The following is a 23,925-nucleotide window of genomic DNA, read 5'->3' as shown; positions in this document are numbered from 1 at the left end:
GATGGACTACGACCTGAGCTTGGCGAGGTTGTCGCGGATCACCGGCTCGCGGATGGCCAGGGCCCGTGCCACGTCACGAAGCTGCCGTGCTCTGTGCAGCTGGGCGTGCCAGTCGGTGCCCGTCGCACGGTGGGCCATCTCCACCTCGACCTCGACCACCCTGAACCCCTTGCGCACCAGGTCGATGGTCAACCCGGTCTCCACGCCGAAGCCGTGCGCGAGGGGCCTGGCGGCCTCGAAGGCCTCCCTCGTCAGGCAGCGCTGGCCGTTCAGGGGCTGGGTGGCGGAGAAGCCTGAGGCCCCGCCTGATCCCGTCGCGCGAGAGACGGACCACGACGCCGTGGCCGCCCAGCTTCACCCTGGTGGCGAAGACCGCGATGGTCATGTCCGCCTCGCCTGCACGTACCGGCTCCACGAGGGCGGCGGCCGCGCGGGCGGTCTCTCCCAGGTCGGCGTCGAGGAAGAGCAGGTGCCTGGGCACGGCGGCGTCGAGGAGCCGCACCGCCTCCGCGCCGCTCTCCATGGCGCTCGCCTTGCCACGGTTGCGGCTGTGGCGTACCACTCTGGCGCCCGCGGCGCGCGCGACCCTGCCCGTCTGGTCGGTCGAGCCGTCGTCGACGACCACGACGAGATCGACGCCTGGCAGCTGGAGCGCCGCCGTCACGGTGGCGCCGATGCGTTCGGCCTCGTCCTTGGCGGGGACGACGACCGCGGTGTCCGTCACGAGCCCTCTGAGATCAGCAGCTCCTCAGGCACTTCCTCGTGCACGGTGAAGACCGAGTCGAGGCCTGTTACCTGCAGGATCTTCCTGACGGCGGGCCGCGGCGCGGCCACCTCGAGCTGCCCTCCACGCTCCCTGACGCGCTTGAGCGCCGAGAGCAGCACGTTCATCCCGGTGGAATCGCAGAAATCCACCTGGGACATGTCTATGACCACACGGCTGGGCCCGTCCTGCAGCAGTCGAGTGAACTCCGACTGCAGGCGGGGCGCCGTATAGAGGTCGATTTCACCGGCGATCGCCACGAGGGCCTGGCCGGCATGTGATCGAGTCGAGACCTTGAGCTCCACATGGGCAGGCTAGCGGCGTCGGAGCTCTGGGTCACGTTCTCACGCCGATAGGGGGCGGTCTGGTTTTTGTCTCCCGTTTCGGCCTCATGAAAACGCAGAGTGCGCGAAGCTTGACAGTGTGAAACCGGCAAGGCCCGGAGAGGGGTGAGGTGGTAACGGCTTCCATGCCTGTCGCGTCAGTCGCTCTGACCGGCAGGGATACCCGGCTTGGAGGTCCTCCGCACCCCGCCCGGTGCCTGAATCTCAGGGAGAGGACACTATGCAACCCACTCGCTCACGACTCGTCTCCGGCCTGCGAGCCCCGGGCCGCCGCGGGAGCAGTCGATGAACGATGACCTGTACGAGGACCCCATCCGCCAGCGACTACGTGAGCACCTGGAGGCCATGCTGGTCCGCGCGGACAAGGCCGCCTCGTGGCGCGAGGAGACCGGCCGCCTTCGCGGACTGGTCAACCATGACGGATTCGTCCCCATCCGCACGCGGCTCTCGACCGAGGACCTCGACTTCCTCGCCGACGCGCGCGACGACCTGCTCACGTTCACCGAGCTCGGGTTGCGACTGCTGGACCTGCACCAGCCGCGCGACGCTGGCGGCATCACCAGTGATCACGCCCATCCGATCCTGCGATGCCGCAGTTGCATGTGGCGCTGGCCGTGCCCGACCTTCCGCGCCTTCTCCGACTCCTTCGGCCCGCCCCCTGCGCTTTCGGAGTCCGCATGATCCGTCGTCCACAGCGGATACCGCGAAGACGTGTGCCAGCAGGACCTTGATGTAGACGGTCCGGACGTAGGTAGCCGGGGACCGCGGTCAGATCGGGCCCCTCCGGGCCCATGATCACATTGTCGGGTTTGAAGTCACGGTGGACGATGCCGACCCGATGGATCGCTGCCAGCGCCGTCAAGGTGGCCACCGCGAGCCGGTCCAGGCCACTGCCGGTCCGTGGCCCGTTGTCGGCGACCAGTAGCCGCAGAGACGGCCCGGGGATGTACTCACTGACCAGGTAGGGCCGCTCACCGCTGATGCCCATGTCCAGGACCGTCGCGGTGCAGAACGCCGCGACCCGGCGGGTGACCTCCGCCTCGCGCAGGAAGCGCTCCCGGGCCTTGGGATCGACCGCCATCCGAGCGTGCAGGACCTTGACCGCCACCTGGCGGCCCGAAGGCTCCTGACCGAGATAGACCACGCCCTGGCCGCCGTCACCCAGCACCCCGATCAGCCGATGGCCGCCGATCCACTCGGGGTCACCTGCGATCAGCGGGCCAGGACCGGGCACGCGCACCTCATCCCACGTCCCCGTCGACAGCCGACCCGGCCATCCCTGAGCCGGAACAGAACCTTTACGCACTGGGGATCGTTCTCATACGGCAGCCGTACTGACACCGCCCCTGGACGTGAGTGGACATCCACAGAAGATGATCGAAGGTGAGGCGTCTCCGAGCAGGTCTCTCCGGAATCCGTGGACGCCAGTGGACGATCGCGATCTGGTGGAGTCGGTACCCCTGGTCATGCTCACCGCTGTGTCTGGGCCGATCGAAGCGCTCAAGCGGAAATTTGCCGAGCACCGGGGTGGTGCATGCAGGGCAAGAACGACCTGCTGCCTGCGGGAAAGATGGCGTCCACGTTCGCCGGCTTCAGTCGTGACGAACTGGAGGACTCGCACGTCAGGGATGCGCTCCTGACCGGCAGGGGCGCCAAGACGGCCTGAGCCGTTCGACGGGCCGGCCCCACGACGTGCACATCAGCCGCGCCGGAGGTCGTGCTGGTGGCCCGTGGTCGATGGCTTTGTGTCGAAGCCTCTTGTGATCAACCATATGGCCAAGACCAAGCTCTGCAGGGCCAGTGGTGCGTTCAGGGCCAGGTAGGGAAGCGCGACGACATCAGCCAGGCGAAACAGCACCAAGAAGCTCGCCAGTATGGCTGATCCTGCCCCGATGAATCCCCACGCGGACAACCAGCGAGGGACGAATCTCGACCGATACAGAATGCAGAAGAACAGGAGATCGCCGAGGCTCAGCGAGAGGATCAATGCGACATGATTGACCAGGTCGCGTGCCGTCCGCAGCAGCTCACCTAAGGTCTCCAGATGGGATGCGCCCAAGGCGTCGGCTTGGGTGAATTCCTGACCCAGCACAAGAAACAAAGGCAGAAATATCACGCCTATGAGATGGAACGCCGCTGCGATCAGTCTGAATCCAAGAAAGCCCAGGCTGAGCACTTCGTTCTCCATCCGCAATAACGGATGCAGGGACAGCGCGAACCCGACATAGGCGGGGATCATGATGAACTGGGAAACTGCGCCGACGATGACCTGGCTCTCATGTGCAGAAATGAGATCGAGATAGTGGGGTTCCTCGATGACGGGAACAACACTCAGCACACCGGCGATCATGCCCACGATGACCAGTGCGCCCGCGATTGCGGTTGCTCGCCTGTTTGTATTCATCACACCTTTCCCGTAGAGCGCGGGCCGGTCGCGCTCTCTCTTACACTTGTAAGGACGTTACCCTTACAAGCGTAAGGCCACAAGGGTTCTGCGACAGAACGGGTCCGCGCCCGGAGCGTCGGCACCCCGCCTCCGCTCAGCCGGCGGCGCGTGATCGAGGCAGTGGTGGCGTCGTCGACGAGCGGGCGTCACGGCGGTCAGCATGCGCGATGTCTCCGACCCGCCGGGAGATCTCGTCTTCAGGAGATGAGGATGCCGATGCCGTCACCGAGCAGCTTCAGTCCGAGCACGAAGACCAGGGCGGCCATCACGGCGACGTTGTGCCGTACCGCCCAGTCTTTCCAGCTGCCGAGCACGGTCTTGGCCCGATCTCCCATGAACAGGAAGACTGCGAGCGGGGCCAGGAGTCCGAGTGAGCCGATGATCACGAATACGGCCAGTGTCGCGATCTGTTGTCCGCTGGGAATCCCGGACGAGCTGATCGAGGCGGCTGCGGCGAGGGTGAGCGGGGCGTTCTTGAGGTTGGCCGCCGACAGGGCCAGCCCGAGCCCGAGAACTTTGACGGGTGTGAAGCGGTCGATCGCGGCCATCCACTTCGGTAGCTCTGCCTGCGAGGTGTCCTTAGGGCGGTGCCGCCACTGCCGGGCGCCGAACAGGATGAGCAGGACGCCCAGGACGAGCTTGAGACCTCCCACCCAGGTGGCCGGCTGACCTTGGGTGGAGGAACCCCCGGCTCCGCCGATCGCCAGCATCACGCCGCCCAGGGCCGAGAGCCCCACCACCCAGCCGAGGGCGAACAGCAGTCCGTTGACACGTCCCTGTGGTGTGGCCAGGACAAGGATGATCGCGACGATCGGGAGTGGGCTGACGGCGACACCTGCCGCCAGTCCGAGTACATCACCGAGAGCTTGACCCATGGCGGCCTCCGTGTGCCGGTCAGGGATGATCTGGCCGGCAGGACGCCGCGGACTTGACCGCTGACCTGTGCAGCGCGCGTCGTGCGAATGACCAGGGCATCCATGGAGCCCCTCCTGGACATCGTCTCATCAGGCGCATCTCGCCACGGCGGCGCCGTACCAGCGGCTCACGCCATGAGCCCAACGGCCCTGACGGCGGCGTGCCCCCGTCGGGGCTCAGCCCGGCAGGCGCCGACGGTTGGCCGACGGTCAGCTTGGCGATCAGGCACGAATGAGCGATTTTTGGGCGATCCACCGACAATTTGCCCGCCAAAGGGCTGTCCGCTCGACTTGGCTGCATGCCTACGCTGGGCTGTGACCTGGGGTGACACGTGGTTTTGCCGACCCCTGTCCGATGACGGCGTAGTCCCGCAGTCGAGCCAGACAAGGGGAGATGGTCGAGCTCATGCCATCGCGATTCATTCCTTACACCCCGGACGTCGAAGCCGCCGTCCCCGATTCCGACGAGATGCTGCGGACCGTGATCGCCAAGACCGAGCGGTTCATCGCCGAATCGGTCACCGCTGAGGGCACCGGCCTGGCGGTCCGTGACGCGCACGCCAAGGGGTACGGGCTCCTCAGGGGAGAGGTCGAGATCCTCGACGAGCTGCCCGCCGAGTACGCGCAGGGCATCTACGCCACGCCGGGACGGCATGACGCGCTCGTCCGCTTCTCCAACGGTTCGCCTCACGCGGGCGCCGACGCGAGCCTCGGCCGGGCGACCGGTCTGGCGCTGAAGATATTCGGCATCCAGGGCCCGACCCTGCTGGAGGACGAGCCCGACACCGGCACCTTCGACTACGCCCTGATCAACGCGCCGGTCTTCTTCTGCAACACCGTGAAGCACTACCTGTTCATCCAGGAGCTGTTCCTCGACGCGCCGAAGTACTTCGCCCAGGGCGCGCCCGGCCGGCATCGCTTCTACCGCGAGTTCGTCACCGGCAAGGGGACCCTGGACCAGGAGGAGTGGGCGTGGGAGGAGTTCCTGGCCTTCCTCACGGTGGCAGCGCGGCCCCTGGTGAACGTGCTGCTGTCGACCTACTGGACGATGGGCGCGGTCCGGCACGGCGACTACATCGCCAAGGTGCGCCTCGCCCCTGACCCCTCCTCCGCTGCCGCGGTGCTCCATCGCGCCATCGACGTGACATCGGCGGAAGAGGTCTTCCGGCCCGCCCTGGTGGCCGAGATGAGAGACCGGCCCTACGCGTTCGACATCCAGGTCCAGCTCTGCGCCGATCTGGACCGCATGCCCGTCGAGGACCTCACCGTCGAGTGGCCCGAGCGGCTGTCCCCGTTCGTCACGGTCGCCAGGCTCCGCCTGCCGCGGCAGGACATCTCCGACGAGGAAACCCTCAAGAAGATGGACGCGCTCTCCTTCACCCCGTGGCGGGTGACGGCCGAACACGCGCCCCTCGGCGACATCATGCGGGCGCGCAAGGAGGTCTACCGCCGCTCCTCCCTCCAGCGTCACCGGCTCAACCAGCAGGAGCGCCGGGAGCCGCGCAGCGCCGACGAGCTGCCGTAGAAGACGGCGGGTGTGGCGCAGGCACCGCTGGACAGCCTTCCGGACTCCAGCAGGGAATGGACGGTAACGACCGGTTCCTGTTTCCCCGGGCCACGATGCTCGCCGCGTAACTTGTGTCGCCCCGTCCCAGCTGTGGGTGCAGCACATCGGAACGGCCAGTCGCCTTTGGCTTTACTTTCGTTCCGATGTTCCTCGACCCCTGGAATCGGTACGAATCGACCCCTCCTGCTTGACCCGCACTTTTCCGGTGGCTAACGGGGCGTAGTCAGAATGGGAAAGGAGGGCGATGGCGCCTCATCCCGAGCGCCTGGCTCCCCTCGGGCGGATCCACGGCAAGAGAGGCTCACTATGACTGCGACGTCAGACGCAACCCCATCAGGTCAGCCCGAGCGTCCGGGCATGAGGGATGGGGTGTGCAGCGAGTTCACCGTCGTTACCAAGATCAAGCCGGGCCATGCGGATGCGCTGCGCGAGGATCTCGCCACGCTCGCCGGCGGCTCGGCTGACGCCGAGGCCCGTGCAGCGCTGCGCCAGATCGGCACCCTGCACGACGCACGCCACGTGATTTTCGACAACGGCACCCGGCACATGTTCGCCAGCGTCTTCGACGGCTCCTGGGACACCTACATCGACGACTTCGGCAAGACGGCCATCGGGGGCCGCTTCGACAAGGTCTTCTCGCACACCGAAGGGTTCCCTGGCATCACCGATCCGAAGGTGAAGGACTGGTTCCTCTCCCAGCAGGCGCCCGCGGGGGTCTTCGTCAGCTCCTATCCCGATCTGACCGTTCAGCAGATCTGGAAGGACCAACGGGTGAGCGAGGCATTCCAGGCGGTGCTGGACACTCCCGAGTTCCGGGCGGCGCTGGACAACCCGGCGAACGCCGCGTTGCTGGCCACGCCGGCCTTCCAGAAACTGATGGACGAAGCCGCAGGCTAGAACCCTGAAGACAACCAAGCCCCAAGGCCGGGTCGACGTCGCAGCAGGGGCGCCGCGGGCAGTCGTCGAAACGCATGGCGGGGTTCCGGCCGCCGCGGGTTGTCCAGCTGAAAACCGATGCGGAGGCACAAGCGATCATGAACGCGGGGGCGAGCTCGAGCGGAGCCGGCGTGGGCATCGAGATCGACGACATCCAAAGCGGGGCACTGCATCCACGGCCTGCGCCGTACGTGGGAAGGTTCTTCTTCCTACGTGTAGATGACCGCCACGCCGGGCGTTCCCTGCTGCGGCGGCTGCTCCCGGCGATCGAGGGTGGTTTCCACAGCGCGGACCCGAGCCAGGACGCCTGGGTGGCGGCGGCGTTCACCCACCAAGGGCTGCGAGCCCTGGGGGTCCCCCAGGAGTCGCTGGACAGCTTTCCGCCTGCGTTCCGCCAGGGCATGGCCGCACGCGCGGACCTGATCGGGGACGTGGGTGAGAGCGCCCCGGCGCACTGGGAGCCGCCGTTCGGAACGGGTGATGTGCATATCGCGTTGAGTGCTCTCTCGCCCGATGTGGCGCGGCTGGACAAGGCTTTGGAACGAGCCCGCCTCGCCTACCGGAACACGCCTGGCGTCCAGGTGATCTGGCAGCAGGAGGTCCACCAGCTCCCGACCGGGCGTACCACCTTCGGCTTCCGCGACGGCATCAGCCATCCCAACATCGAGGGCGTCGGGCTGCCCGGCTCCAACCCCCAGGAGGCCCCCATCAAGGCCGGTGAGTTCATCCTCGGCTACCCCGACGAAACCGGCAATCTACCGCCCATGCCCAGCCCCGAAGTGCTGGGGCGCAACGGCACCTACGTTGCCGTGCGCAAGATTCACACCAAGGTGGCGGCCTGGCGCCAGTACCTGCGCGCGAACACCTCCAGCGCCCAGGAAGAGGCGCTCGTGGCGGCGAAGATGGTCGGGCGCTGGCCCAGCGGGGCGCCGTTGGTGCTGGCCCCGGAGCACGACGACCCGGCGCTGGGCGCCGATCCGCACCGCAACAACAATTTCCTGTACCGGGAGAACGACGATCGCGGCTTCCGGTGCCCTGCTGGCGCGCACATCCGGCGTGCCAATCCCCGCGATGCCACCATCATCGGCGACGCACGGATGCACCGCCTCATCCGCCGCGGCACCACCTACGGCCCGCCGCTGCCAGAGGGCGTGCTGGAAGACGACGGCGCCGACCGGGGCCTGGTCGGAGTCTTCATCGGAGCCCATATCGAACGCCAGTTTGAGTTCATCAAGACCGAGTGGGTCAACGACGGCAACTTCATCGGCTTCCCCGGCGAGAAGGACCCGGTAGCCGGGCATCACGACGGAACAGGCAGCGCCACCATCCCGGACAAGCCGATCCGGCGCCGCCTGCAGAACATGCCCAGCTTCGTGGTCACCCGAGGCGGCGAGTACTGCTTCATGCCGGGCCTGCGCGCCCTGCGCTGGCTGGCCGACCTCGAGGACTGAGGGCCTGTCCAGCCCCCGAGGACACGCCCCCTCCAGTCGCCAGAGCGGGCATCCCAAGAGACCGGTGAACGCCACTGGACGGCCTTGATCTCACTCGTAGTGAAGAGGTCTGGCACAGGCGTGGGGGATCTCCGCCCTACTTCGCACGCACGGTCACCTCCACTCGCCGCGCGTGAAAGACCAGGCGCAGCACGAAGGTGTCCAGGGCGAACAGGTCGGTGCCGTCCCAGTCGAACACCGCAACCTGCCCCGGCGGTCCTACAGCCCTCACGTTCGCCGGGTCGGTCTGTCTGCGAAACGAGGGCACATGAGGGTGTGAGACGCCAGGAAACATTGAGAGCTGCCGAGTGGACGAGCGCCATACCGCCGACATCGGCGCAGGTGTCAGCCGCCGCCCTTGCTGAAGTGCTGGTAGTCCTTGGTGCCCGACCAGGAGCCGCCCCATTCCCAGCCGACGGCGGCGAAGGCCTTCACCACGCGGTCCCCAGGATTGATGACGCCCGGCCTGTCGAGAGGGCGTTCGGTGAACCTGCGGGCGTTGGTGTGGGCGGTGTCGCCCGAGGCGGTGACGTACGGGTTCTCGCGCGGGTTGAGGTCGACGGCCTCGCCGTAGGCGTGCTTGGACCAGCTGCCCGAGCCCGTCGCCTGGCGGCAGTTGAAGGCCGAGGTGTTGTCGGCGTCGATCGAGTCGAAGTCGCTGCCCTTGAAGACGTCCACGAGCTTCATGCTCTTGATCGGGTAACGCCAGCGGTACAGCCGCTGGAAGACGCTGACGATGTCGTCGGTGACGTTCTCGCGGACCACGAGCTCGCCGGTGTGCGCCTTGTCGTCGAATCCCCAGTAGGTCATCGTGATCAGGCGCAGGTCTCTGTGGTGGACGGGGCAGCCTGGCCGCCACGAGTAGGGCAGCTGGTCGCGCTTGAGCGTGCTCACCTTCGACTCGAAGGCGGGCGGGCCCGTCGGTGTCGGCGTCGGCGGCGTCGGGGCGGGCGTCGGCGTCTGGCTCGACGTCGGGGTGGCCGTGCCGCTCGGCTCGAGGTCGGACGACGCGGTCGGAGCAGGACTGGTGCCGCAGGCGACGACCAGCGACAACACGGCTACGATGGCGCGTTTCACCTGGTCAAGCCTACTCCGTCTGCATGGGGCGACGCCCGTAAGGCGACGCTCACGGGACGACCAGAACCGTACGGCGTGCGCGCCGTACGAGCCCTCGTGCCACGGAGGTGTGCCAGGGGGAGCGGGAGCGGCCGACGACGATGGCGTCGGCCATGTGGGCGGCGGCGAGCGACTCCAGCTCCCTGACCGCGTCTCCTCGCACGCTGACGAAGCGCCACGGCACGCCGTGGTGGCGCATCTCCTCGCGCAGGTCGTCGGCCAGGTCCTCGGCGGGGTCGGGGATGATCGGCGAGCCCGCGAAGAACCAGAGCGAGGCGCTGTTGAGGCAATCGACGAAGGCGACCAGCAGGCCGGCCCTGTCACGACGGGCCAGGCCCGCCGCGTACGCCAGGGCGTTACGGCTGGGCTCCGTCCCGTCGTAGCCGACGACCAGGATGCCCGCGCCGTCCTTGCCTATCTCGAACCGGCCCTCGGGGAGCCGTTCCACGGCACGCTCAGTCCACCGCGTGGCGGCCGCGGTGGGCCAGCTCGCGCAGCGCGTCGGCCGCGTAGACGACCAGCGTGACGAAGGCGCCTCCGGCGAGCAGGCCGCCGATCCACAGGTCGTTGATCGTGGCGTCGGTCCACTCGTCGCCGCGCGGCTGGTAGCCGACCGCGAAGGGCGCGGCGACCAGCCAGAGGCCGCCGACGAACAGCAGGATGAGGGCGGCTACGCCCAGCTTGGTCTTCATCGCCTGTGTCCGTTCGTCGTGGTGAGATCCTCGCGCAGCGCCTCGACCAGCGGGGCGAGCATGGTGGCCAGCTCGGCGGAGGAGGCGCCCGTGGGAGCGGGCGCGGGGGCGGGCTCGGGTTCGGGCGCGCGCCGCCGTACGGTGACCAGGCCCCTGGTGACGAGGTCCTCGTAGATGGCGGCGGCGAAGGCCGCCGCGCCTGCCAGACCGATCACGGCCACGCCGAGACCGGTGGAGAACTCCGTGATCGTGGGGTTGGACCAGTCCTCGGACTCGGGCTGGGTGCCCAGGGCGAAGGGCGCGATCATCAGCCACAGCCCGGCGAGCAACGCCAGGACCGCGGCGACGGCGCCCACGAACTTGCGAATCATGGGGTGACTCCTTCGGTGACTCTGTTGACGGCCGGCGTGGCCTGCGCCAGCAGGGCGCGCGAGGTGGGGCGCAGCACGCTGTTGGCCACGGCCCTCGCCCTGTCGCGTTCGGGCAGGTCGTCGGGGGGCGCCATCCGCGCCACGGCCGACACCAGCGCCGAGGGCTGGCCGTTCGCCCGTTCGACGCGCTGGGCGATGAGCTCGAGCAGCAGTCCTGCGAGGACCAGGTCGTCCTTGCTCGGCTGCTTGGGCGGCTCGACGTTCCCGCGCAGCGGCAGCTCCTTCAGGAACAGCACGGCGACGAAACCGAGCAGCGCGATCGGCACGCCGACCATGAAGACGGTCTCCAGCCCCCGCGTGAAGGACTCCAGCACGATGCCCCTGATCGGCTCGGGCAGCTGCTGGATGGCCGTGGGGCTGCCCAGCGTGACCGAGCCTCCGCCGCCCGCAGGGCTGATGTGGGCGGCCCTCATGAGCTCGGCCATCTCGTCCTTGAGCCGGTTGGACAGGATCGCGCCGAACGCCGCCACGCCCACCGCGCCGCCCAGCGACCTGAAGAACGACACGCCTGAGGTGGTGGAGGCCATGTCGCGCAGCTCGGAGCCGTTCTGCGCGGCCAGGATGAGCATCTGCATCGACAGTCCGAGGCCGACGCCGAGGACCGCCACGTCCAGGCCGATCAGCCACTTCTCCGAGTCGACGTGCAGGCGTGACAGCAGGAACAGGCCGACGGCCACCAGCAGCAGGCCGAGCACGGGGAAGATCTTCCACTTGCCGGTGTTGGTGACGATCTTCCCGGAGATCACGCCGGACAGGAACAGCGCGAACACCATCGGCAGCGTCATCAGGCCCGACGCGGTGGGGCTCATGCCCTTCACGATCTGCAGGTACTGCGGCAGGTAGATCATCGCGCCGAACATCGCCACGCCCACGAACAGCGAGGCCAGGCTGGTCAGCACGAACGTCTTGTTGCGGAACAGCCTCGGCGGCAGGATCGGGTTGCGCGCGCTCCGCTCGGCGAAGATCGACAGCAGCAGCGACACCACCGCGACGGCGCCGAGGAAGTAGCTCCAGAAGGAGTTCCACGCGAACTCGTGGCCGCCCAGGGTCAGCAGCAGCATCAGCGCGCTGGCGCTGGCCGTGATGGTCGTCGCGCCCCAGACGTCGATCGAGGTGTTCCGCTTGACCTTCGGCAGCTTGAGCACCCGCTGGATCACCGCGAACGCCACCACGGCGAACGGGATGCACACGTAGAAGCACCAGCGCCAGCCGAGCCAGTCGGTGTCGACGATGAACCCGCCGAGCAGCGGCCCCGCCACGGTGGAGATGCCGAAGACCGCGCCCATGTAGCCCGAGTAACGCCCCCGCTCGCGCGGGGGCACGATGTCGCCGAGGATCACCTGCGACAGCGCCGACAGGCCGCCCACCCCCAGCCCCTGTACGGCACGCGCGGCGATGAGCTGGCCCATGTCCTGGGAGAGCCCGGCCGCGAGCGAGGCGGCGACGAAGAGGCCGAGCGAGACCTGGAAGAGGAGCTTCCTGCCGTACAGGTCGGAGAGCTTGCCCCACAGCGGTGTCGACACGGTCATCGTGAGCATCGTGGCCGAGGCGACCCAGGAGTACTGCTCCTGGCCGCCGAGCTCGCCCACGATCGTCGGCAGGGCCGTACCCACCACGGAGGTCGAGATCATCGAGGTGAGCATCGCCAGCATCAGCCCCGACATGATCTCGAGGATCTCTCTGTGGGAGTACTGCCTGCTTTGTACCATGCGGTGAAGTATACGCGCGTTTACTAGCCGCTCGGCAAGTGAAGCTAGGCTTCAGCCATGGAGGTGCGGCTGCGCGATCGCGAGGCGACCAGGGAGCGCCTGCTCGCGGCGGCGCGGGCGCTGTTCGCCGAGCACGGCTACGAACGGGTGACCGTCCGCATGATCGCCGCGGCGGCCGACGCGAACATCGCGCTGGTCGGGCGCTATTTCGGCTCCAAGGCGGGGCTGTTCGGCGAGGTGCTGGCGGGCGAGCCGACGGTCCGTCAGGTGCTCGAGGGCGACCTCGAAGGCCTTGCCCGCAGGCTCGGGGAGTACACGGCGCAGCGGATGCGCGCCGAGCCCGACAGCCCGATCCTGCGCACGCTGGAACGATCGGCGGGCGATCCCGAGATCCAGGCCCTGCTGAGCGAGCGCCTCAGGACGGCCGTGGTCAACCCGCTGGTGGCGCGGCTGGAAGGTGACGACGCGATGGCGCGCGCCCGCATGGCCACGGCGGTCTTCCTCGGCGTCGGCTCCGTCCGCAGACTGCTCGGGCCCTCCGACCCCACACCGGAGGACGTGGACCGGCTGACCGGCCTCTTCGAGGCGTGCCTTCGCGGGCGCGGCTGACGGTTCCTGTCGTAGCCGGTTGCTAGCCTCCCGTTCATGTCGGAGGCCGTTCCCCGGCCGGCTACCAGATCCACATGCTGTCGGCCCCGTCACCCTGGGGCGCGTGGAAGTGCGCGGCCTCGGGGCCGTGACGACTGCCTTCGTCCAGCGGGACGGTGAGGATGGCCGCGGGGAAGCGGAGGACGAGGTGCTCGTCGAGGTGAAGGCTGACAGCCTGAACCGTGCGCCCGATGAGGGCGCAGAGGGCGTCTCTTGATCCCGGCCCTGGAAACACCCAGGTGCGGGGGCCTATCTGCACATCAGCCCTCGCCGATGAAGCGTTCGCCGGCGGCCTCGATGCGGTGGATCTCGTCACGGAAGAAGCGGGTCAGCTCGGCGCAGGCGGCGGGGTCGACGGGGCCGCCTTCGCGTTTGGGCAGGTCGGGGTAGGGGCTGCCGATGACGAAGATGTTCTCGTCGTTGTAGTTGTTGGCCGGTGCGGTGTAGTTGAAGGAGCCGGCGATGACGACGGCGTCGTCGATGGTCATGAGCTTGTGGTGCAGCTTGCCGAAGGCGGGGCTGCGTTTGGGGAAGTACAGCTCGATGTGGGCGCGGTCCAGGTCGTGGGTGGCGGCCCAGGTCTGTGCGCCCTGGCCGGGGTCCATGGCGCCGGTGACGGTACGCCTGGCCGCGGCCAGAGCGATCATGGCGTCGTCGATGCCGGAGGAACCGGAGAAGGTGAAGATCGCGAAATCCACCCGCTGGGTGGCCTTGAGCATCTGCTTCATGATCTCCAGCTCGGGCGCGTGGTCGGGCGCGAACAGCACCTTGACCGGGATGCCGTTGAGGTTGTAGGCCGCGGGGACCTTGCCGTGGGCGCCGCGGCCGAAGTGTCCGGCGCGCATCTGGTTGAACTCGGTGGTGTACTCGCGGCAGATGCGGGCGTCGTGGAAGACGACGACATGGTTGAGGTTGCGGTGGCAGTCGGTCTGGGTGAAGTTCGCCGACCCCGTCAGGATCGCCGACCTCGGCAGGGTGCGCTCGCGGTAGTCGCGGATGATGAACTTCTGGTGGAAGATCGCCGGGTTGTAGTCGGCCTTCACATCGACGTTGCAGCGCAGCAGCGCGCCCACGATCCTGCGATTCGGCTCCAGGCTCCGCGCGCCGGGCTCCTCGCCCCACTGGACGCGCCGGCGGGCGGCGGCCTCGTCCTCCCCCGCCCGCACGGTGACCGCCGGCAGCTTGGCGGACTGCAGGTAGTCCTGCTCCAGCACCATGCGGACGCTCACGCCCCGGAAGCGCGCGTCCAGGATGGCCTGGGCGATGGGTTCGGAGTCGAGCTCCTGCACCGCGATGTCCAGCGAGTGCTTCGCCCCGCCGATGAAGTCGATGATCACCTGCTCGAGGTCGTCAGCCGCACCGAGCTCGGTCGGTCCGACGAAGGCCTCGATCTTGCCGCCACCGAATGCTGCCATGGCGTCAGCGTGTCATCACGCGCCGTCGCCTACAAGGATCACGGCCGGGGCTACAGCAGAGAGAGAGCCTTGGCCACGCCGGGATCGCGCCCGGTGGCCAGGTCGAGGGCGGTCATGGGGGCGTGGTGGTCGACCGGCACGCCGATCGTGTCGATGATCTCGCGGGCGGGCCCGAGGTGCCGGACCTTGGGCAGCAGCAGAACGCTGCCGTCGTCGAGGAGGTACCCGTCTGACGGACCGGAGACCGCTCCGGCGGTGCGGGTCCCGACGAGGGTGCCCAGGCCGTGGCCCTTGACGGCCGCGCTGAAGTCCTCGCAGGCCGAGGCGCAGCCGCGGTCGGTGAGGACGACCAGGCGCAGGCCGAGCAGCGGGACGCTGTCGTCGGTCCTGTTGGGCGCGCAGTCGCCCTCGAGCGGGCAGAAGTAGCTGGTGACCTTGCCGTGCGCGAACGCGCCGAGCAGCCGCGTCACCTCGCGAGGCGATCCGCCGCCGTTGCCGCGCAGGTCGAGGACCACTCCTTTCGGCCTGTCCCGCAGCTTGGCGATGACCTGGTCGGCGGCGCCTTCGAAGAATCCGGGCAGATGGACGTAGGTGACTCCGTCGCCGAGCCTCTTCGAGGTCGCCACCTGAGGCGGCCGTGTGATGGGGCCCTCCTCGAGCTCGACGGTGCGGGTCCGTCCCGTGGTGGGGCGCTTGAGCGTGAGCCGTACCGTGTCGGAGGCGAGGGCGTCGAGGATGCCCCGATTCACGGTGTTCCCGATGGCCGCCGGCACGCCGTTGACCTTGACGACGATGTCGCCGGCTCTGACGTCGGCCTTGGCAGCGGGGCTGCCGGGCAGGACGCGAGTGATGAACAGCGGCGGCCGGGCCGCCGGATCGAGCTGCGGGCCCTGCAGGGCCGACGCGCCCACGATGCCCGTTCCTGTCGGCCCGCCCTCGGACGGCGGGGCCGGGCTGACCCAGCGGGCGTGGTTGTCGTGCAGCCCGGCGACCATGCCGGTGATCGCGGCTCGTAGCGCGGTGGGGTCGCCGGTGCCGAGGACCTTCGCGAAGGCGGCCCAGTCGGTGTCGCGGTTCCCTGTCAGGGCGGGCAGCCGGAGGTCGGCCCGGTCGGCGCCGCGCCGCATCAGGTCCTGGGTGTAGGCGGCGAGGGCGCTCTTCAGCAGCGCCTTGGGATCCATGGCAGGGCCGCTGTAGTAGTTGTCCAGCACGCAGAAGTACGCCTGCCGGAGCGTGTTCACCGATGTCGGCGGCGCCGACTCCGGCGGTGGCGCCGTGATGGCGGCGCAGTTCCCGCCTGGGAGGGTCGCCGCCTTCGGCGGGGACGTCGGGGCCGGGACGGGCGTGGGCGCGGCCGCGGACAGGGAGCAGGCCGTCAGCAGGACGGCGGCGCAGAGGGCTCTGATCATGTCCGCAGCGTGGCCGGAAGGCGATTGCACGGTCGTGAACGGATCCGTTAACGCCGCTGTTACCGCGATTCGGGTACGAACGTCGGCATGCGGGTTCTGGTGGCGGAGGACGAACGCGATCTGGCCGATCTCGTGGCGCTGGGGCTGCGCCGCCACGCCATGGCCGTCGACGTGGTCTACGACGGGGCCGCCGCGGTGGAGCGGCTGGCGGTGCACGACTACGACGTTCTCGTGCTGGATCGGGACCTGCCCGAGATGCATGGCGACCTCGTGTGCCGTGAGCTGGTGGCGCGCGGGAGCCGTACGCGGATTCTCATGATGACGGCGGCGGCGTCGGTGCCTGAGCGGGTCGCGGGCCTCGGGATGGGGGCCGACGACTACCTGCCCAAACCGTTCGACTACGCCGAGCTGGTCGCACGCGTGCAGGCGCTGGGGCGGCGCAGCCGGTCGCAGGTACCGCCGGTGCTGAGGCGGCACGGGATCGTGCTCGACACGCACCGGTTGCAGACGTCGCGGGACGGGCGGCATCTGCACCTGTCACTCAAGGAGTTCGCCGTCCTCGAGGTGCTGATGAGGGCGGACGGCGCGGTCGTGAGCTCGGAACAGCTGCTCGAAGAGGCATGGGACGAGAACGCCGACCCCTTCACGACGGTGGTACGGGTCGTGGTCAGCCGCTTACGGGCGAAGCTGGGCGACCCGCCGTGCATCCGGACGGTTCCAGGCGCGGGATACCTGCTGTGACCACGGTCCGGGTACGGCTCACGCTGATCTACTCCGGATTGTTCCTGCTGACCTCCGTCATCCTGCTGGTCACGGTCAACCTGCTGCTGCGCCAGGCGCTGGACAAGCGCATCGCGGGGCTCCCCGTGGCGCCGGTGGCGCCGCTGCCAGGGGTGCCGAACGATCGGCCGCCTCGGCTGCCCGAGCTGGTCGACGAGGTGATCAACTACCAGTGGGGGGTGACCGCGCTGACGGTCGGGATCCTGGCGCTGGTGTCGGTGGTCGTCGGCTGGCTGGTCGCCGGCCGGATCCTGCGGCCCATCCACCGGATCACCGCCACCGCGCAGCGACTGTCCCTCTCGACCCTGCACGAACGCATCGCCCTCGTCGGGCCGAAGGACGAGCTGAAGGAGCTGGCCGACACCTTCGACGCGATGCTCGACCGCCTCGAACGCTCCGTCGAGGGGCAGCGGCGGTTCATCGCGAACGCGTCCCACGAGCTGCGGACCCCGCTGGCCGTCCAACGAGCGGCGATCGAGATCGGCCTGCCCGAGGACGTCGGCGAGATCCGCGACAAGCTTCTGCTCCACAACCGCCGTACGGAGAGCCTCATCGACGCCCTGCTGGTCCTGGCCCAGGCGGAACACGGCCTGGAGAACAGGGTTCCTGTCACTCTGGACCGGGTCGTACGGCTCGTCCTGGCCGAGGGGGGCTCGGACGACGTCACCGTGACCACGCGGATCGAACCGTTCGTCGTCGAGGGGGACCCGGTCCTGCTGAACCGGCTCGTCACCAACCTTGTGGACAACGCGGTCCGCTACAACCATCCAGGCGGAACCGTCGAGGTGACGCTCTCCCACGGCGTTCTGACGGTCGTGAACACCGGCCCGGAGGTGCCGAGGGAGCGTTTCGGCGACCTCTTCGAGCCCTTCAGACGCCTCCATACGGCACGTGAGCAGGGCGCCGGGCTGGGGTTGTCGATCGTCGCGTCGATCGCGAAGGCACACAAGGCCGAGGTACGAGCGAGCCCCAACCCGGGGGGCGGACTGGAGGTCGTCGTTGATTTCGCGGGGCATCGATCCTCATACGACGATATTCAGGTGTGACGCGTCACGCTGATCTGTACCGTGGAGATCGCTTCAGGTGCGAAGGCACCGGTTCCTTCATCTCCAAAATGACAACGACCCGGCGCCACCCTCGATCTCTGAAGCTCACAACTTGACATGCACCTTCCCGGTGCGATGGCAGCAGTTACTTCTTTGGCGAACACCCTTCGGGTGGCGGGCTCGATACCCGCAACACTGCCGCTGACCTTGATCTCGGGAGGGATACAACTTCAGGGCGCGCCCGGTGCGCAGATGAGGGTTACTTCCTTTGGGAGGGTGAGGTCGCGGGTTCGAGTCCCGTCACAGGCTTCGGGCTTGTGTAGCTCAGTTGGCAGAGCGCACGAACAGTTACCTTCGTCGACTTCGATCTCGGGCGCGACTTTCGAACGAGGCCCCTCTCGACCGAACCACGAGAGGGGCCTCGTCGCGTCATGGCGAAGTTCAACAGCACGACCAGCAAGCCTGCGGTGTTCAGCCCGGTCACGACCGAGGCGACACCCTCGGGACGCACCCACGAGGGCGCTCCCGGCTACGTGCGCGACGCCAAGAGCGAACTGTTCCTTCTCGCGGTCTCCAACATGGTCGGCGAGAACACCTTCTACGAGAAGGCCGGCGGCCGCGATGACCGCTTCCGCCGTCTCGTCCACCAGGTCGCGGTCGAGGACGTGGAGTGGCTGGCGCGCTTCCTGCCGTGGCTGCGCTCGGAGGCCAACATGCGTTCCGCGCCGCTCGCCGCCGCTCTGGAGGCGGTCAAGGCGCGCCTCGGCGCGGGGGAGCAGGGCCTGAACCGTCAGCTCGTCAGCAGCGTCCTCCAGCGGGCCGACGAGCCGGGCGAGGCGCTCGCCTACTGGACCTCGCGGTACGGCCGCGCCGTACCCAAGCCGGTCAAGCGCGGCATCGCCGAGGCCGTCCAGCGGCTGTACAACGAGCGCAACCTGCTCAAGTACGACACCAGCTCGCGCGGCTGGCGGTTCGGCGACGTCATCGACTTCGTCCACCCGTCCCCCGACGCCGGTAAGCCGTGGCAGGGCGCCCTGTTCGAGCACGCCCTCGACCGCCGTCACGGCCGCGACAAGCCCGTCCCGACGCGGCTGTCGATGCTGATCGAACGCGAGCGGCTCATGGCGCTGCCGGTGGAGGCGCGTCACGCCGTCCTCGCAGCCGAGACCGAGCGTCTCGCGGCTGCCGGCATGACGTGGGAGGCGCTCGCCGGGTGGCTGCAGGGGCCGATGGGCAAGGGCGCGTGGGAGGCGATCATCCCGTCAATGGGCTACATGGCGCTGCTCAGGAACCTCCGCAACGTCGACGAGGCGGGGGTCTCCGACGAGGTCGCGAACCAGATCGCCGCCAAGCTGAGCAACCCTGAGGAGGTGGCGCGGTCGCGGCAGCTGCCGTTCCGGTTCTACTCCGCCTACCTCAACGCGCCCTCGCTGCGGTGGGGTCACGCCCTCGACAAGGCGCTGAGCCTGGCCACGGGCAACGTCCCGGCGTTCGAGGGCCGCACCCTCATCCTGGTGGACACCTCCGCGTCGATGACGGGCAGCCGGGTCTCCGGCCGGTCGTCGGTCTCGCCGGCGCAGGCCGCCGCCCTGTTCGGTGTCGTGCTGGCGTCCAAGGGCGGAGCGGACCTGTACGGGTTCGCCGACGGCGTGTTCAGGCACGACCTCGGCAAGGGCGCCTCGGTGCTGAAGGAGCTCAACCGCTTCGTGGGCCGCATCGGCGAGGTCGGGCACGGCACGCAGATCGCCGAGTCGGTCCGCCGTACCTACGACGGCCACGACCGGGTCATCATCCTGTCCGACATGCAGACCATCAACGGCTACGGCGGCAACGTCACCGACGCGGCACCGAAGCACGTCCCGATGTACGGCTTCAACCTGGTCGGATACCAGCACGCGGCCATGCCTACGGGGTCGGGCAACAGGCACGAACTCGGCGGCTTCTCCGACGCCACGTTCAAGCTGATTCCCCTGCTGGAGGCGGGCCGTAACGCCGACTGGCCATTCTGACCCCGCGCGTCGGTTCGCCGTCGGCGCCAGGGAACCCGTGGCAAGGTGGCCGCTGAGGAGAGGGCGAAGGACTCATCGAATCCGCCAGAGTCCTTCGTCCACGCGGACCTCGGGCAGGCCAGGGATCGGCGCTGTGGCCGCGTAGAGCACGGACCGGTCGTCTTCCTCTTCCATCGCGGCGCGAAGACGGCTGCCGTCCGGCAGGGTGACCGTCCACAGCCCTGGCGGTTCGGTGGTGCCGTGCAGCACGTTGGCGCCGAAGTGCGCGGCGAACCTCGCGGCGAACTCACCGCGATCCACCCGGTCGGCGAGACGTCCCTCGATGCCGACGTCGAAGTGCATCGCGAAATGGCCGTGAGCCTGCTGATAGGTGCAGAAGGCGGCGAAGACCACGTCCTGCGGGACGTCGCGCAGGTCCTCGGCGACCCGGTCGGCGTGGCCGACGAACAACTCGTGGTCGGCGATGCCGAAGCAGTCCAGCAGGAACTCCCGCAGCTCGGCCTCAGGGACGAGGCGGGAGGACAGGCCGTCGTAGCCCGTGGCCCGTGTCTCCGTCACGAGGACAACGTACTGAGGGCAGTGCCCTGCAGGACGCCGGTCGGCTCGTCATGAACCTTTTGCGCGGGGTCCGGTAAGTACGGGTGTTCGCCCACCCGGACCGAAAGGCACCCTATGCCCCAGCCCGCTGCGACCGTCGAGGTCGCCGACGCCGAGTTGATCCGGAGGTCGTGGCAGGAGCCCGAGGCGTTCGCCGCGGTGTTCGACCGCCACGCCCCGCAGCTGCACAGGTACGCGGTGCGGCGGCTCGGACGCGACGCGGCGGAGGACATCGTCTCCGATACCTTCCTCGCCGCGTTCCAGAACCGCCATCGGTACGGCCTGGAGCACACGGACGCAAGGCCATGGCTGTACGGCATCGCCTCCAACGTGATCGGCAAGCGGCGCAGGGACGAGGTCACCCGCTACCGCGCCTACGTGCGCGGCGGCGTGGACCCCGTGGAGATCACCGGTGGCCTCGTCGAGGACAACGTGACGACGCTGACGGTGAACCAGCCGCTGGTCGCCGCGCTGGCAGGGCTGAAGTCCGGCGACCGCGACGTGCTGCTGCTGATCGCGTGGGCGGGGCTGAGCTACGAGGAGGTCGCCCTGGCGCTGGACATCCCCGTGGGCACGGTTCGCTCGCGACTCAACAGGGCCAGGAAGAAGGCCCGTCAAGCACTGGAGAACACCGTATGGAAGGACAGCCTCGATGGATGAGATGGACGCGATGAGCCGCGTGTGGGCGACCACGCCCGAGGGGTCGGCACAGGACCTCGCCGGGTCCCGCGCTCTCATGGAACGCGCCTACGCGGAGGACCGGCACGCGCGGGGGCCGCGCCGGATCCTTCGCAGGGCGGTCAGGAGGCCGGGCCCCATGTTCAAGGGTGTGGCCGTCGTCGCCGCCGCGGCCGCCATGGTCGTGGCAGTCCAACTCGTCCCCGGCGCCGCGCCTCCCGCGAGCGCCCAGGAACTGCTCTCGAGAGCGGCCGGCGCCGCCGCGGACCAGGGCGAGCTGCACCTGACGCCGGGTCAGTACCTCCACGTCAGGTCAATGGCCACGCGACACATGGCGATCGAGCGCAAGGACGGGACCGGCGCCGACCACGTAACTGTCAAGACCGCTGAGGACAGGTGGGAGCCCGCGGAGCCGGGCAAGCCGTGGCTCGTCAGGGAGGAGCGGAAGGGCGCCACCCCCGACCCGGGCAGCGGTCCCGCCCCCTTCGTGCCGGGGGGCTCCGGCGTCGATGAGAGCGTCTACGAGTCCTCCTGCGACAAGACCCCCGGCGACGAGCTCTCCTACCTGCGGCTCGGCGACTGGCCCACCGACGTGACCGCGCTGCGCGCCAGGATCGAGAAGGTCGCCGCGCGACAGGCAGGACCCCGCCGCCTGCGCCTGTGGCTGACGATCAGCGACCTGATCCAGAAGTCGGCCGCCAGGCCCAGCCTTGCCGCGCCCCTGTTCGAGGTGGCGGCGGGGCTCGAGGGCATCAGTCTCATCCCCGAGGTGACCGACGCCGCGGGCAGGCCTGGTGTGGCCGTCGGCATGGCCGAGGACGATGCCATGCGCTCCGAGCTGGTCTTCGACAAGCAGACCTACCGCTACCTCGGCACCCGCTATGTCACCACGAAGGACAAGACACAATCGCCCGGCGGCCACACCTACGTCGTGCCCAAGGGCACCGTCACCGGCACCGCCCTGCTCGGGGTCGAGGCGGCCGACGCGATGCCCGAGCCGTCACCCGACGCTTCTCGCCTCAAGATTCCCTGCTAGCGAGAGGCGCCGAGGGACGGCAGCGACACGGCGGTAGCCGGGCGGCCATCGCATCGACCGCGACCGGTGGCACGGAGGTGACGGGACCCCGTCCGATCACGCGGGTCGGGCGGGGCCCCGTCGTATCCGTGACGAGGACGCGCAGGAACGACCGTTCTCACGAGCGCCCCTCGCGGACGTCACTCCACGGTGATCAGCTCGTACGTGCCCTGGCCGGCGTGCATCCGTCCGGTCCGATAGTCGCGCAGCCACGTGACCAGGGCGTACGAGCCCGGCGCGAGATCGGCCCTGATGACGGCAGCGTGCCCAGGCGACATGGGGACCAGGCCGACAGGGCCGCCGGTGAACGGAGACGGCGCCTGACCGCCCTCGCTGACCGTCGTGATGTACGTGCCCACCTCCTCACGCGTGGTGCCGGGCCGTACAGGGAGCAGGATGGCCTCGTTGTACTGACGTGACCGGTTGACGACGCGGACCGGCCGGCCGGACGGCAGCGTGGCGGGCGCCGTGAAACGGGTGGCGCCCGCGGCGGTGCTGGACAGCACGATCTCGGCGGCGGCCGAGGGCGCGCGATGCGGGAGTCCGGGCAGCACGCGCAGCCTCCGCGCCTTGTCGGCCAGGCCCGGCCTGCCCACCTCCTTGAAGTCGATGACGACGTACGCGCCGGGCGCCAGGACGGTCGTGTATTCGACGACCATGCCGGCTTGTACGGCGGCGCCGCCGTACAACACCATCTCGGCGGACAGCCGCCGGGCGGCGGCGAGCGCGCCCTCGCGGTCGGCGTGGTCGAAGGCCCGCTCCACGTCGGCGAGCACGTCGCGCAAGGCATGACCCGGCCTGATCCGGACCAGGCCCACGTAGGCGCCTTCCGGGTCGGCCGAGCGGATCCGGAAGGTCGTGGCACCGGCGGTCACTGTCGCTGGGCTGTTCAGACCACTGTCCTCGACCAGGACGTCAACGGCAGGGGTCTCGGAGGTGCCGGCCTGGGCGGGGGCCGCGACGAAGGCAAGGGCCAGGGCAAGGGCGGGAACCATCAGTTTGCGCATGGCCGACAGCCTGCTGCGCGAGCGGGCGCCGCCGCGTCAGCCCTCCGGGGGCACTCGATCGCGGTCTGCGACAACCGGCGAGGTAGGACCGGTCGCACCGGTTACGCCCGCGGGCGTAGGCGATCGCGCATCGATCGCCGGGCGTGGTTTCTCGCCGGTGCGGTGCCGATGCCGGTGATCAGAGACTGCCGGCGGAGGACTCAGCCGCCGACCGCATGCCGTCCCTTGCGCCGCTCGACCAGCCGTACGCCCACGAAGACCAGCACAGCCAGCAGCACCGTGGCGATGACCGCGTTGGTGCCCATGCCGACGTAGGTCTCCACCAGCGACCAGTTCTCGCCGAGTGTCCAGCCGGTCAGCACGAAGACGGTGTTCCAGAGCAGGCTCCCGGCCGTGGTCAGGAGCGTGAAGACGCCCAGCGGCATGCGCTCCACCCCGGCGGGGACGGAGATCAGACTGCGGAAGATCGGGATCATCCGGCCGAAGAACACCGTCTTGCGCCCGTGCTTGAGGAACCACGCCTCGGTCTTGGCGATGTCGGAGACCTTCAGCAGCGGGATCCGGGCGGCCAGCGCCAGCGTGCGCTCGCGGCCGAGCAGCGCGCCCACCCAGTACAGCGCCAGCGCCCCGATCACCGAGCCGGCGGTGGTCCACAGCAGCACGGCGACCAGGTCCATCGCTCCCCTGGAGGCGGCGAAACCGGCCAGCGGCAGGATCACCTCGCTGGGGAGAGGCGGGAAGAGGTTTTCCAGCGCGATCGCGAGCCCGGCTCCCGGCGCGCCCAGCATTTCCATCAGGTCAATCAGCCATTCCGTCATGCGTCTGAGACTAGAAATGAGCAGGTAGTGGCCAC

26 protein-coding genes and 2 pseudogenes are annotated in these 23,925 nt (G+C 68.9%); 12 read left to right on the top strand and 16 right to left on the bottom strand.

All coding sequences use genetic code 11. The features are described 5' to 3' along the window. Positions 1-6: 6 nt before the first annotated feature. Both ABFX55_RS35905 and ABFX55_RS35900 read right to left on the bottom strand, forming a co-directional pair. Positions 7-724 (bottom strand): annotated as a pseudogene (locus tag ABFX55_RS35905) (glycosyltransferase family 2 protein). Beyond that, the gene (locus ABFX55_RS35900) at positions 721-1,068 is read right to left on the bottom strand and encodes an STAS domain-containing protein (RefSeq protein ID WP_183652828.1); all 348 of its coding nucleotides are present in this window, start codon (positions 1,066-1,068) and stop codon (positions 721-723) included. Before ABFX55_RS35900 ends, ABFX55_RS35905 begins: the two are co-directional and overlap by 4 nt. 324 nt (positions 1,069-1,392) lie before the next feature. On the opposite strand from ABFX55_RS35900, the gene ABFX55_RS35895 reads away from it, so the two are divergent. After that, positions 1,393-1,788 carry a hypothetical protein gene (locus tag ABFX55_RS35895; protein ID WP_346127302.1) on the top strand — a complete coding sequence of 132 codons (396 nt, stop codon included), beginning with the start codon at positions 1,393-1,395 and terminating at the stop codon, positions 1,786-1,788. Positions 1,789-1,909: 121 nt separating this feature from the next. Here ABFX55_RS35895 and ABFX55_RS35890 read toward each other — a convergent pair. Further along, a pseudogene (locus ABFX55_RS35890) lies at positions 1,910-2,275 on the bottom strand (protein kinase domain-containing protein); the annotation flags it as partial. Positions 2,276-2,641: 366 nt separating this feature from the next. Between ABFX55_RS35890 and ABFX55_RS35885 the strand changes: the two are divergent. After that, positions 2,642-2,773, top strand: coding sequence for a hypothetical protein (locus ABFX55_RS35885; protein WP_346127301.1), 132 nt, complete (start codon positions 2,642-2,644; stop codon positions 2,771-2,773). 33 nt (positions 2,774-2,806) lie between these two features. Here the strand turns inward: ABFX55_RS35885 and ABFX55_RS35880 are convergent, their stop codons facing one another. Together ABFX55_RS35880 and ABFX55_RS35875 are read right to left on the bottom strand one after the other, a co-directional pair. Continuing rightward, entirely contained in the window at positions 2,807-3,511 is a 705-nt protein-coding gene (locus ABFX55_RS35880) for a DUF4386 domain-containing protein (protein ID WP_346127300.1), read from the bottom strand. A gap of 239 nt (positions 3,512-3,750) precedes the next feature. Next, positions 3,751-4,428: a GAP family protein gene (locus tag ABFX55_RS35875; RefSeq protein WP_346127298.1), complete on the bottom strand. Its 678-nt coding sequence runs from the start codon at positions 4,426-4,428 to the stop codon at positions 3,751-3,753. Between the two features lie 445 nt (positions 4,429-4,873). On the opposite strand from ABFX55_RS35875, the gene ABFX55_RS35870 reads away from it, so the two are divergent. The 3 genes from ABFX55_RS35870 to ABFX55_RS35860 all read left to right on the top strand — a co-directional run bounded on the left by ABFX55_RS35870 (position 4,874) and on the right by ABFX55_RS35860 (position 8,421). After that, entirely contained in the window at positions 4,874-5,992 is a 1,119-nt protein-coding gene (locus tag ABFX55_RS35870; RefSeq protein ID WP_346127296.1) for a catalase family protein, read from the top strand. A 399-nt stretch (positions 5,993-6,391) separates the two neighbouring features. Next, the gene (locus tag ABFX55_RS35865) at positions 6,392-6,931 is read left to right on the top strand and encodes a hypothetical protein (RefSeq protein ID WP_346127295.1); all 540 of its coding nucleotides are present in this window, start codon (positions 6,392-6,394) and stop codon (positions 6,929-6,931) included. 170 nt (positions 6,932-7,101) lie between these two features. Continuing rightward, positions 7,102-8,421 carry a Dyp-type peroxidase gene (locus tag ABFX55_RS35860; protein ID WP_346127294.1) on the top strand — a complete coding sequence of 440 codons (1,320 nt, stop codon included), beginning with the start codon at positions 7,102-7,104 and terminating at the stop codon, positions 8,419-8,421. Positions 8,422-8,557: 136 nt separating this feature from the next. On the opposite strand, the gene ABFX55_RS35855 is transcribed toward ABFX55_RS35860, so the two are convergent. The 6 genes from ABFX55_RS35855 to ABFX55_RS35830 form a co-directional block, all read right to left on the bottom strand. After that, on the bottom strand, positions 8,558-8,692 hold the full coding sequence (locus ABFX55_RS35855) for a hypothetical protein (protein ID WP_346127292.1): 135 nt from the start codon (positions 8,690-8,692) through the stop codon (positions 8,558-8,560). A gap of 113 nt (positions 8,693-8,805) precedes the next feature. Then, positions 8,806-9,537 carry a M15 family metallopeptidase gene (locus ABFX55_RS35850; protein ID WP_346127291.1) on the bottom strand — a complete coding sequence of 244 codons (732 nt, stop codon included), beginning with the start codon at positions 9,535-9,537 and terminating at the stop codon, positions 8,806-8,808. A 49-nt stretch (positions 9,538-9,586) separates the two neighbouring features. Beyond that, positions 9,587-10,024 (bottom strand): universal stress protein, encoded by a 438-nt coding sequence (locus ABFX55_RS35845; protein WP_346127289.1) that lies wholly within the window; start codon positions 10,022-10,024, stop codon positions 9,587-9,589. Positions 10,025-10,031: 7 nt separating this feature from the next. Further along, on the bottom strand, positions 10,032-10,268 hold the full coding sequence (locus ABFX55_RS35840) for a hypothetical protein (RefSeq protein ID WP_346127287.1): 237 nt from the start codon (positions 10,266-10,268) through the stop codon (positions 10,032-10,034). After that, positions 10,265-10,639, bottom strand: coding sequence for a hypothetical protein (locus ABFX55_RS35835; protein WP_346127285.1), 375 nt, complete (start codon positions 10,637-10,639; stop codon positions 10,265-10,267). The genes ABFX55_RS35840 and ABFX55_RS35835 overlap by 4 nt, the downstream gene beginning before the upstream one ends. Then, positions 10,636-12,408, bottom strand: a complete 1,773-nt coding sequence (locus ABFX55_RS35830; RefSeq protein ID WP_346127283.1) for an MDR family MFS transporter — start codon at positions 12,406-12,408, stop codon at positions 10,636-10,638. The genes ABFX55_RS35835 and ABFX55_RS35830 overlap by 4 nt, the downstream gene beginning before the upstream one ends. Before the next feature lie 57 nt (positions 12,409-12,465). Between ABFX55_RS35830 and ABFX55_RS35825 the strand changes: the two genes are divergently transcribed. Further along, entirely contained in the window at positions 12,466-13,017 is a 552-nt protein-coding gene (locus ABFX55_RS35825; RefSeq protein WP_346127281.1) for a TetR family transcriptional regulator, read from the top strand. 103 nt (positions 13,018-13,120) lie between these two features. Continuing rightward, positions 13,121-13,273: a hypothetical protein gene (locus ABFX55_RS35820; protein WP_346127279.1), complete on the top strand. Its 153-nt coding sequence runs from the start codon at positions 13,121-13,123 to the stop codon at positions 13,271-13,273. A 43-nt stretch (positions 13,274-13,316) separates the two neighbouring features. Here the strand turns inward: ABFX55_RS35820 and ABFX55_RS35815 are convergent, their stop codons facing one another. Both ABFX55_RS35815 and ABFX55_RS35810 read right to left on the bottom strand, forming a co-directional pair. Next, on the bottom strand, positions 13,317-14,471 hold the full coding sequence (locus ABFX55_RS35815; RefSeq protein ID WP_346127277.1) for a phospholipase D-like domain-containing protein: 1,155 nt from the start codon (positions 14,469-14,471) through the stop codon (positions 13,317-13,319). A 50-nt stretch (positions 14,472-14,521) separates the two neighbouring features. Further along, positions 14,522-15,880, bottom strand: coding sequence for a S41 family peptidase (locus ABFX55_RS35810; RefSeq protein WP_346127275.1), 1,359 nt, complete (start codon positions 15,878-15,880; stop codon positions 14,522-14,524). A gap of 87 nt (positions 15,881-15,967) precedes the next feature. Here ABFX55_RS35810 and ABFX55_RS35805 point away from each other — a divergent pair, with 87 nt between their 5' ends. From ABFX55_RS35805 to ABFX55_RS35795, 3 genes are all read left to right on the top strand, one after another. After that, a complete protein-coding gene (locus tag ABFX55_RS35805; protein WP_346127274.1) occupies positions 15,968-16,621 on the top strand; it encodes a response regulator transcription factor in 654 nt (217 codons plus the stop codon). Continuing rightward, on the top strand, positions 16,618-17,706 hold the full coding sequence (locus ABFX55_RS35800; RefSeq protein WP_346127273.1) for a sensor histidine kinase: 1,089 nt from the start codon (positions 16,618-16,620) through the stop codon (positions 17,704-17,706). Before ABFX55_RS35805 ends, ABFX55_RS35800 begins: the two co-directional genes overlap by 4 nt. A 431-nt stretch (positions 17,707-18,137) precedes the next feature. Further along, on the top strand, positions 18,138-19,715 hold the full coding sequence (locus ABFX55_RS35795; RefSeq protein WP_346127271.1) for a TROVE domain-containing protein: 1,578 nt from the start codon (positions 18,138-18,140) through the stop codon (positions 19,713-19,715). Positions 19,716-19,787: 72 nt separating this feature from the next. Here ABFX55_RS35795 and ABFX55_RS35790 read toward each other — a convergent pair whose 3' ends face one another. Next, positions 19,788-20,273, bottom strand: a complete 486-nt coding sequence (locus ABFX55_RS35790; protein ID WP_346127270.1) for a hypothetical protein — start codon at positions 20,271-20,273, stop codon at positions 19,788-19,790. A gap of 114 nt (positions 20,274-20,387) precedes the next feature. On the opposite strand from ABFX55_RS35790, the gene ABFX55_RS35785 reads away from it, so the two are divergent. Further along, positions 20,388-20,972: an RNA polymerase sigma factor gene (locus tag ABFX55_RS35785; protein ID WP_346127269.1), complete on the top strand. Its 585-nt coding sequence runs from the start codon at positions 20,388-20,390 to the stop codon at positions 20,970-20,972. Beyond that, positions 20,965-22,026, top strand: a complete 1,062-nt coding sequence (locus tag ABFX55_RS35780) for a CU044_5270 family protein (RefSeq protein WP_346127267.1) — start codon at positions 20,965-20,967, stop codon at positions 22,024-22,026. The genes ABFX55_RS35785 and ABFX55_RS35780 overlap by 8 nt, the downstream gene beginning before the upstream one ends. Before the next feature lie 179 nt (positions 22,027-22,205). On the opposite strand, the gene ABFX55_RS35775 is transcribed toward ABFX55_RS35780, so the two are convergent. Continuing rightward, complete coding sequence (locus ABFX55_RS35775; RefSeq protein ID WP_346127265.1) at positions 22,206-23,072, bottom strand: hypothetical protein; 867 nt, start codon at positions 23,070-23,072, stop codon at positions 22,206-22,208. A gap of 200 nt (positions 23,073-23,272) precedes the next feature. Next, positions 23,273-23,890, bottom strand: coding sequence for a DedA family protein (locus tag ABFX55_RS35770; RefSeq protein WP_346127264.1), 618 nt, complete (start codon positions 23,888-23,890; stop codon positions 23,273-23,275). Positions 23,891-23,925: the final 35 nt, after the last annotated feature.

The organism is Nonomuraea roseola (genome assembly GCF_039535395.1).
GTDB lineage: Bacteria > Actinomycetota > Actinomycetes > Streptosporangiales > Streptosporangiaceae > Nonomuraea > Nonomuraea roseola.
This window is presented reverse-complemented; position numbering and strand designations above follow the sequence as displayed.

What these genes read in the sequence shown, in the direction of transcription:
- ABFX55_RS35895 (WP_346127302.1), top strand. Translation starts at nt 1,393, where the DNA reads ATGAACGATGACCTGTACGAGGACCCCATCCGCCAGCGACTACGTGAG.
- ABFX55_RS35885 (WP_346127301.1), top strand. Translation starts at nt 2,642, where the DNA reads ATGCAGGGCAAGAACGACCTGCTGCCTGCGGGAAAGATGGCGTCCACG.
- ABFX55_RS35880 (WP_346127300.1), bottom strand. Translation starts at nt 3,511, where the DNA reads ATGAATACAAACAGGCGAGCAACCGCAATCGCGGGCGCACTGGTCATC.
- ABFX55_RS35875 (WP_346127298.1), bottom strand. Translation starts at nt 4,428, where the DNA reads ATGGGTCAAGCTCTCGGTGATGTACTCGGACTGGCGGCAGGTGTCGCC.
- ABFX55_RS35870 (WP_346127296.1), top strand. Translation starts at nt 4,874, where the DNA reads ATGCCATCGCGATTCATTCCTTACACCCCGGACGTCGAAGCCGCCGTC.
- ABFX55_RS35865 (WP_346127295.1), top strand. Translation starts at nt 6,392, where the DNA reads ATGAGGGATGGGGTGTGCAGCGAGTTCACCGTCGTTACCAAGATCAAG.
- ABFX55_RS35840 (WP_346127287.1), bottom strand. Translation starts at nt 10,268, where the DNA reads ATGAAGACCAAGCTGGGCGTAGCCGCCCTCATCCTGCTGTTCGTCGGC.
- ABFX55_RS35835 (WP_346127285.1), bottom strand. Translation starts at nt 10,639, where the DNA reads ATGATTCGCAAGTTCGTGGGCGCCGTCGCCGCGGTCCTGGCGTTGCTC.
- ABFX55_RS35830 (WP_346127283.1), bottom strand. Translation starts at nt 12,408, where the DNA reads ATGGTACAAAGCAGGCAGTACTCCCACAGAGAGATCCTCGAGATCATG.
- ABFX55_RS35825 (WP_346127281.1), top strand. Translation starts at nt 12,466, where the DNA reads ATGGAGGTGCGGCTGCGCGATCGCGAGGCGACCAGGGAGCGCCTGCTC.
- ABFX55_RS35815 (WP_346127277.1), bottom strand. Translation starts at nt 14,471, where the DNA reads ATGGCAGCATTCGGTGGCGGCAAGATCGAGGCCTTCGTCGGACCGACC.
- ABFX55_RS35810 (WP_346127275.1), bottom strand. Translation starts at nt 15,880, where the DNA reads ATGATCAGAGCCCTCTGCGCCGCCGTCCTGCTGACGGCCTGCTCCCTG.
- ABFX55_RS35805 (WP_346127274.1), top strand. Translation starts at nt 15,968, where the DNA reads ATGCGGGTTCTGGTGGCGGAGGACGAACGCGATCTGGCCGATCTCGTG.
- ABFX55_RS35795 (WP_346127271.1), top strand. Translation starts at nt 18,138, where the DNA reads ATGGCGAAGTTCAACAGCACGACCAGCAAGCCTGCGGTGTTCAGCCCG.
- ABFX55_RS35785 (WP_346127269.1), top strand. Translation starts at nt 20,388, where the DNA reads ATGCCCCAGCCCGCTGCGACCGTCGAGGTCGCCGACGCCGAGTTGATC.
- ABFX55_RS35780 (WP_346127267.1), top strand. Translation starts at nt 20,965, where the DNA reads ATGGATGAGATGGACGCGATGAGCCGCGTGTGGGCGACCACGCCCGAG.
- ABFX55_RS35775 (WP_346127265.1), bottom strand. Translation starts at nt 23,072, where the DNA reads ATGCGCAAACTGATGGTTCCCGCCCTTGCCCTGGCCCTTGCCTTCGTC.
- ABFX55_RS35770 (WP_346127264.1), bottom strand. Translation starts at nt 23,890, where the DNA reads ATGACGGAATGGCTGATTGACCTGATGGAAATGCTGGGCGCGCCGGGA.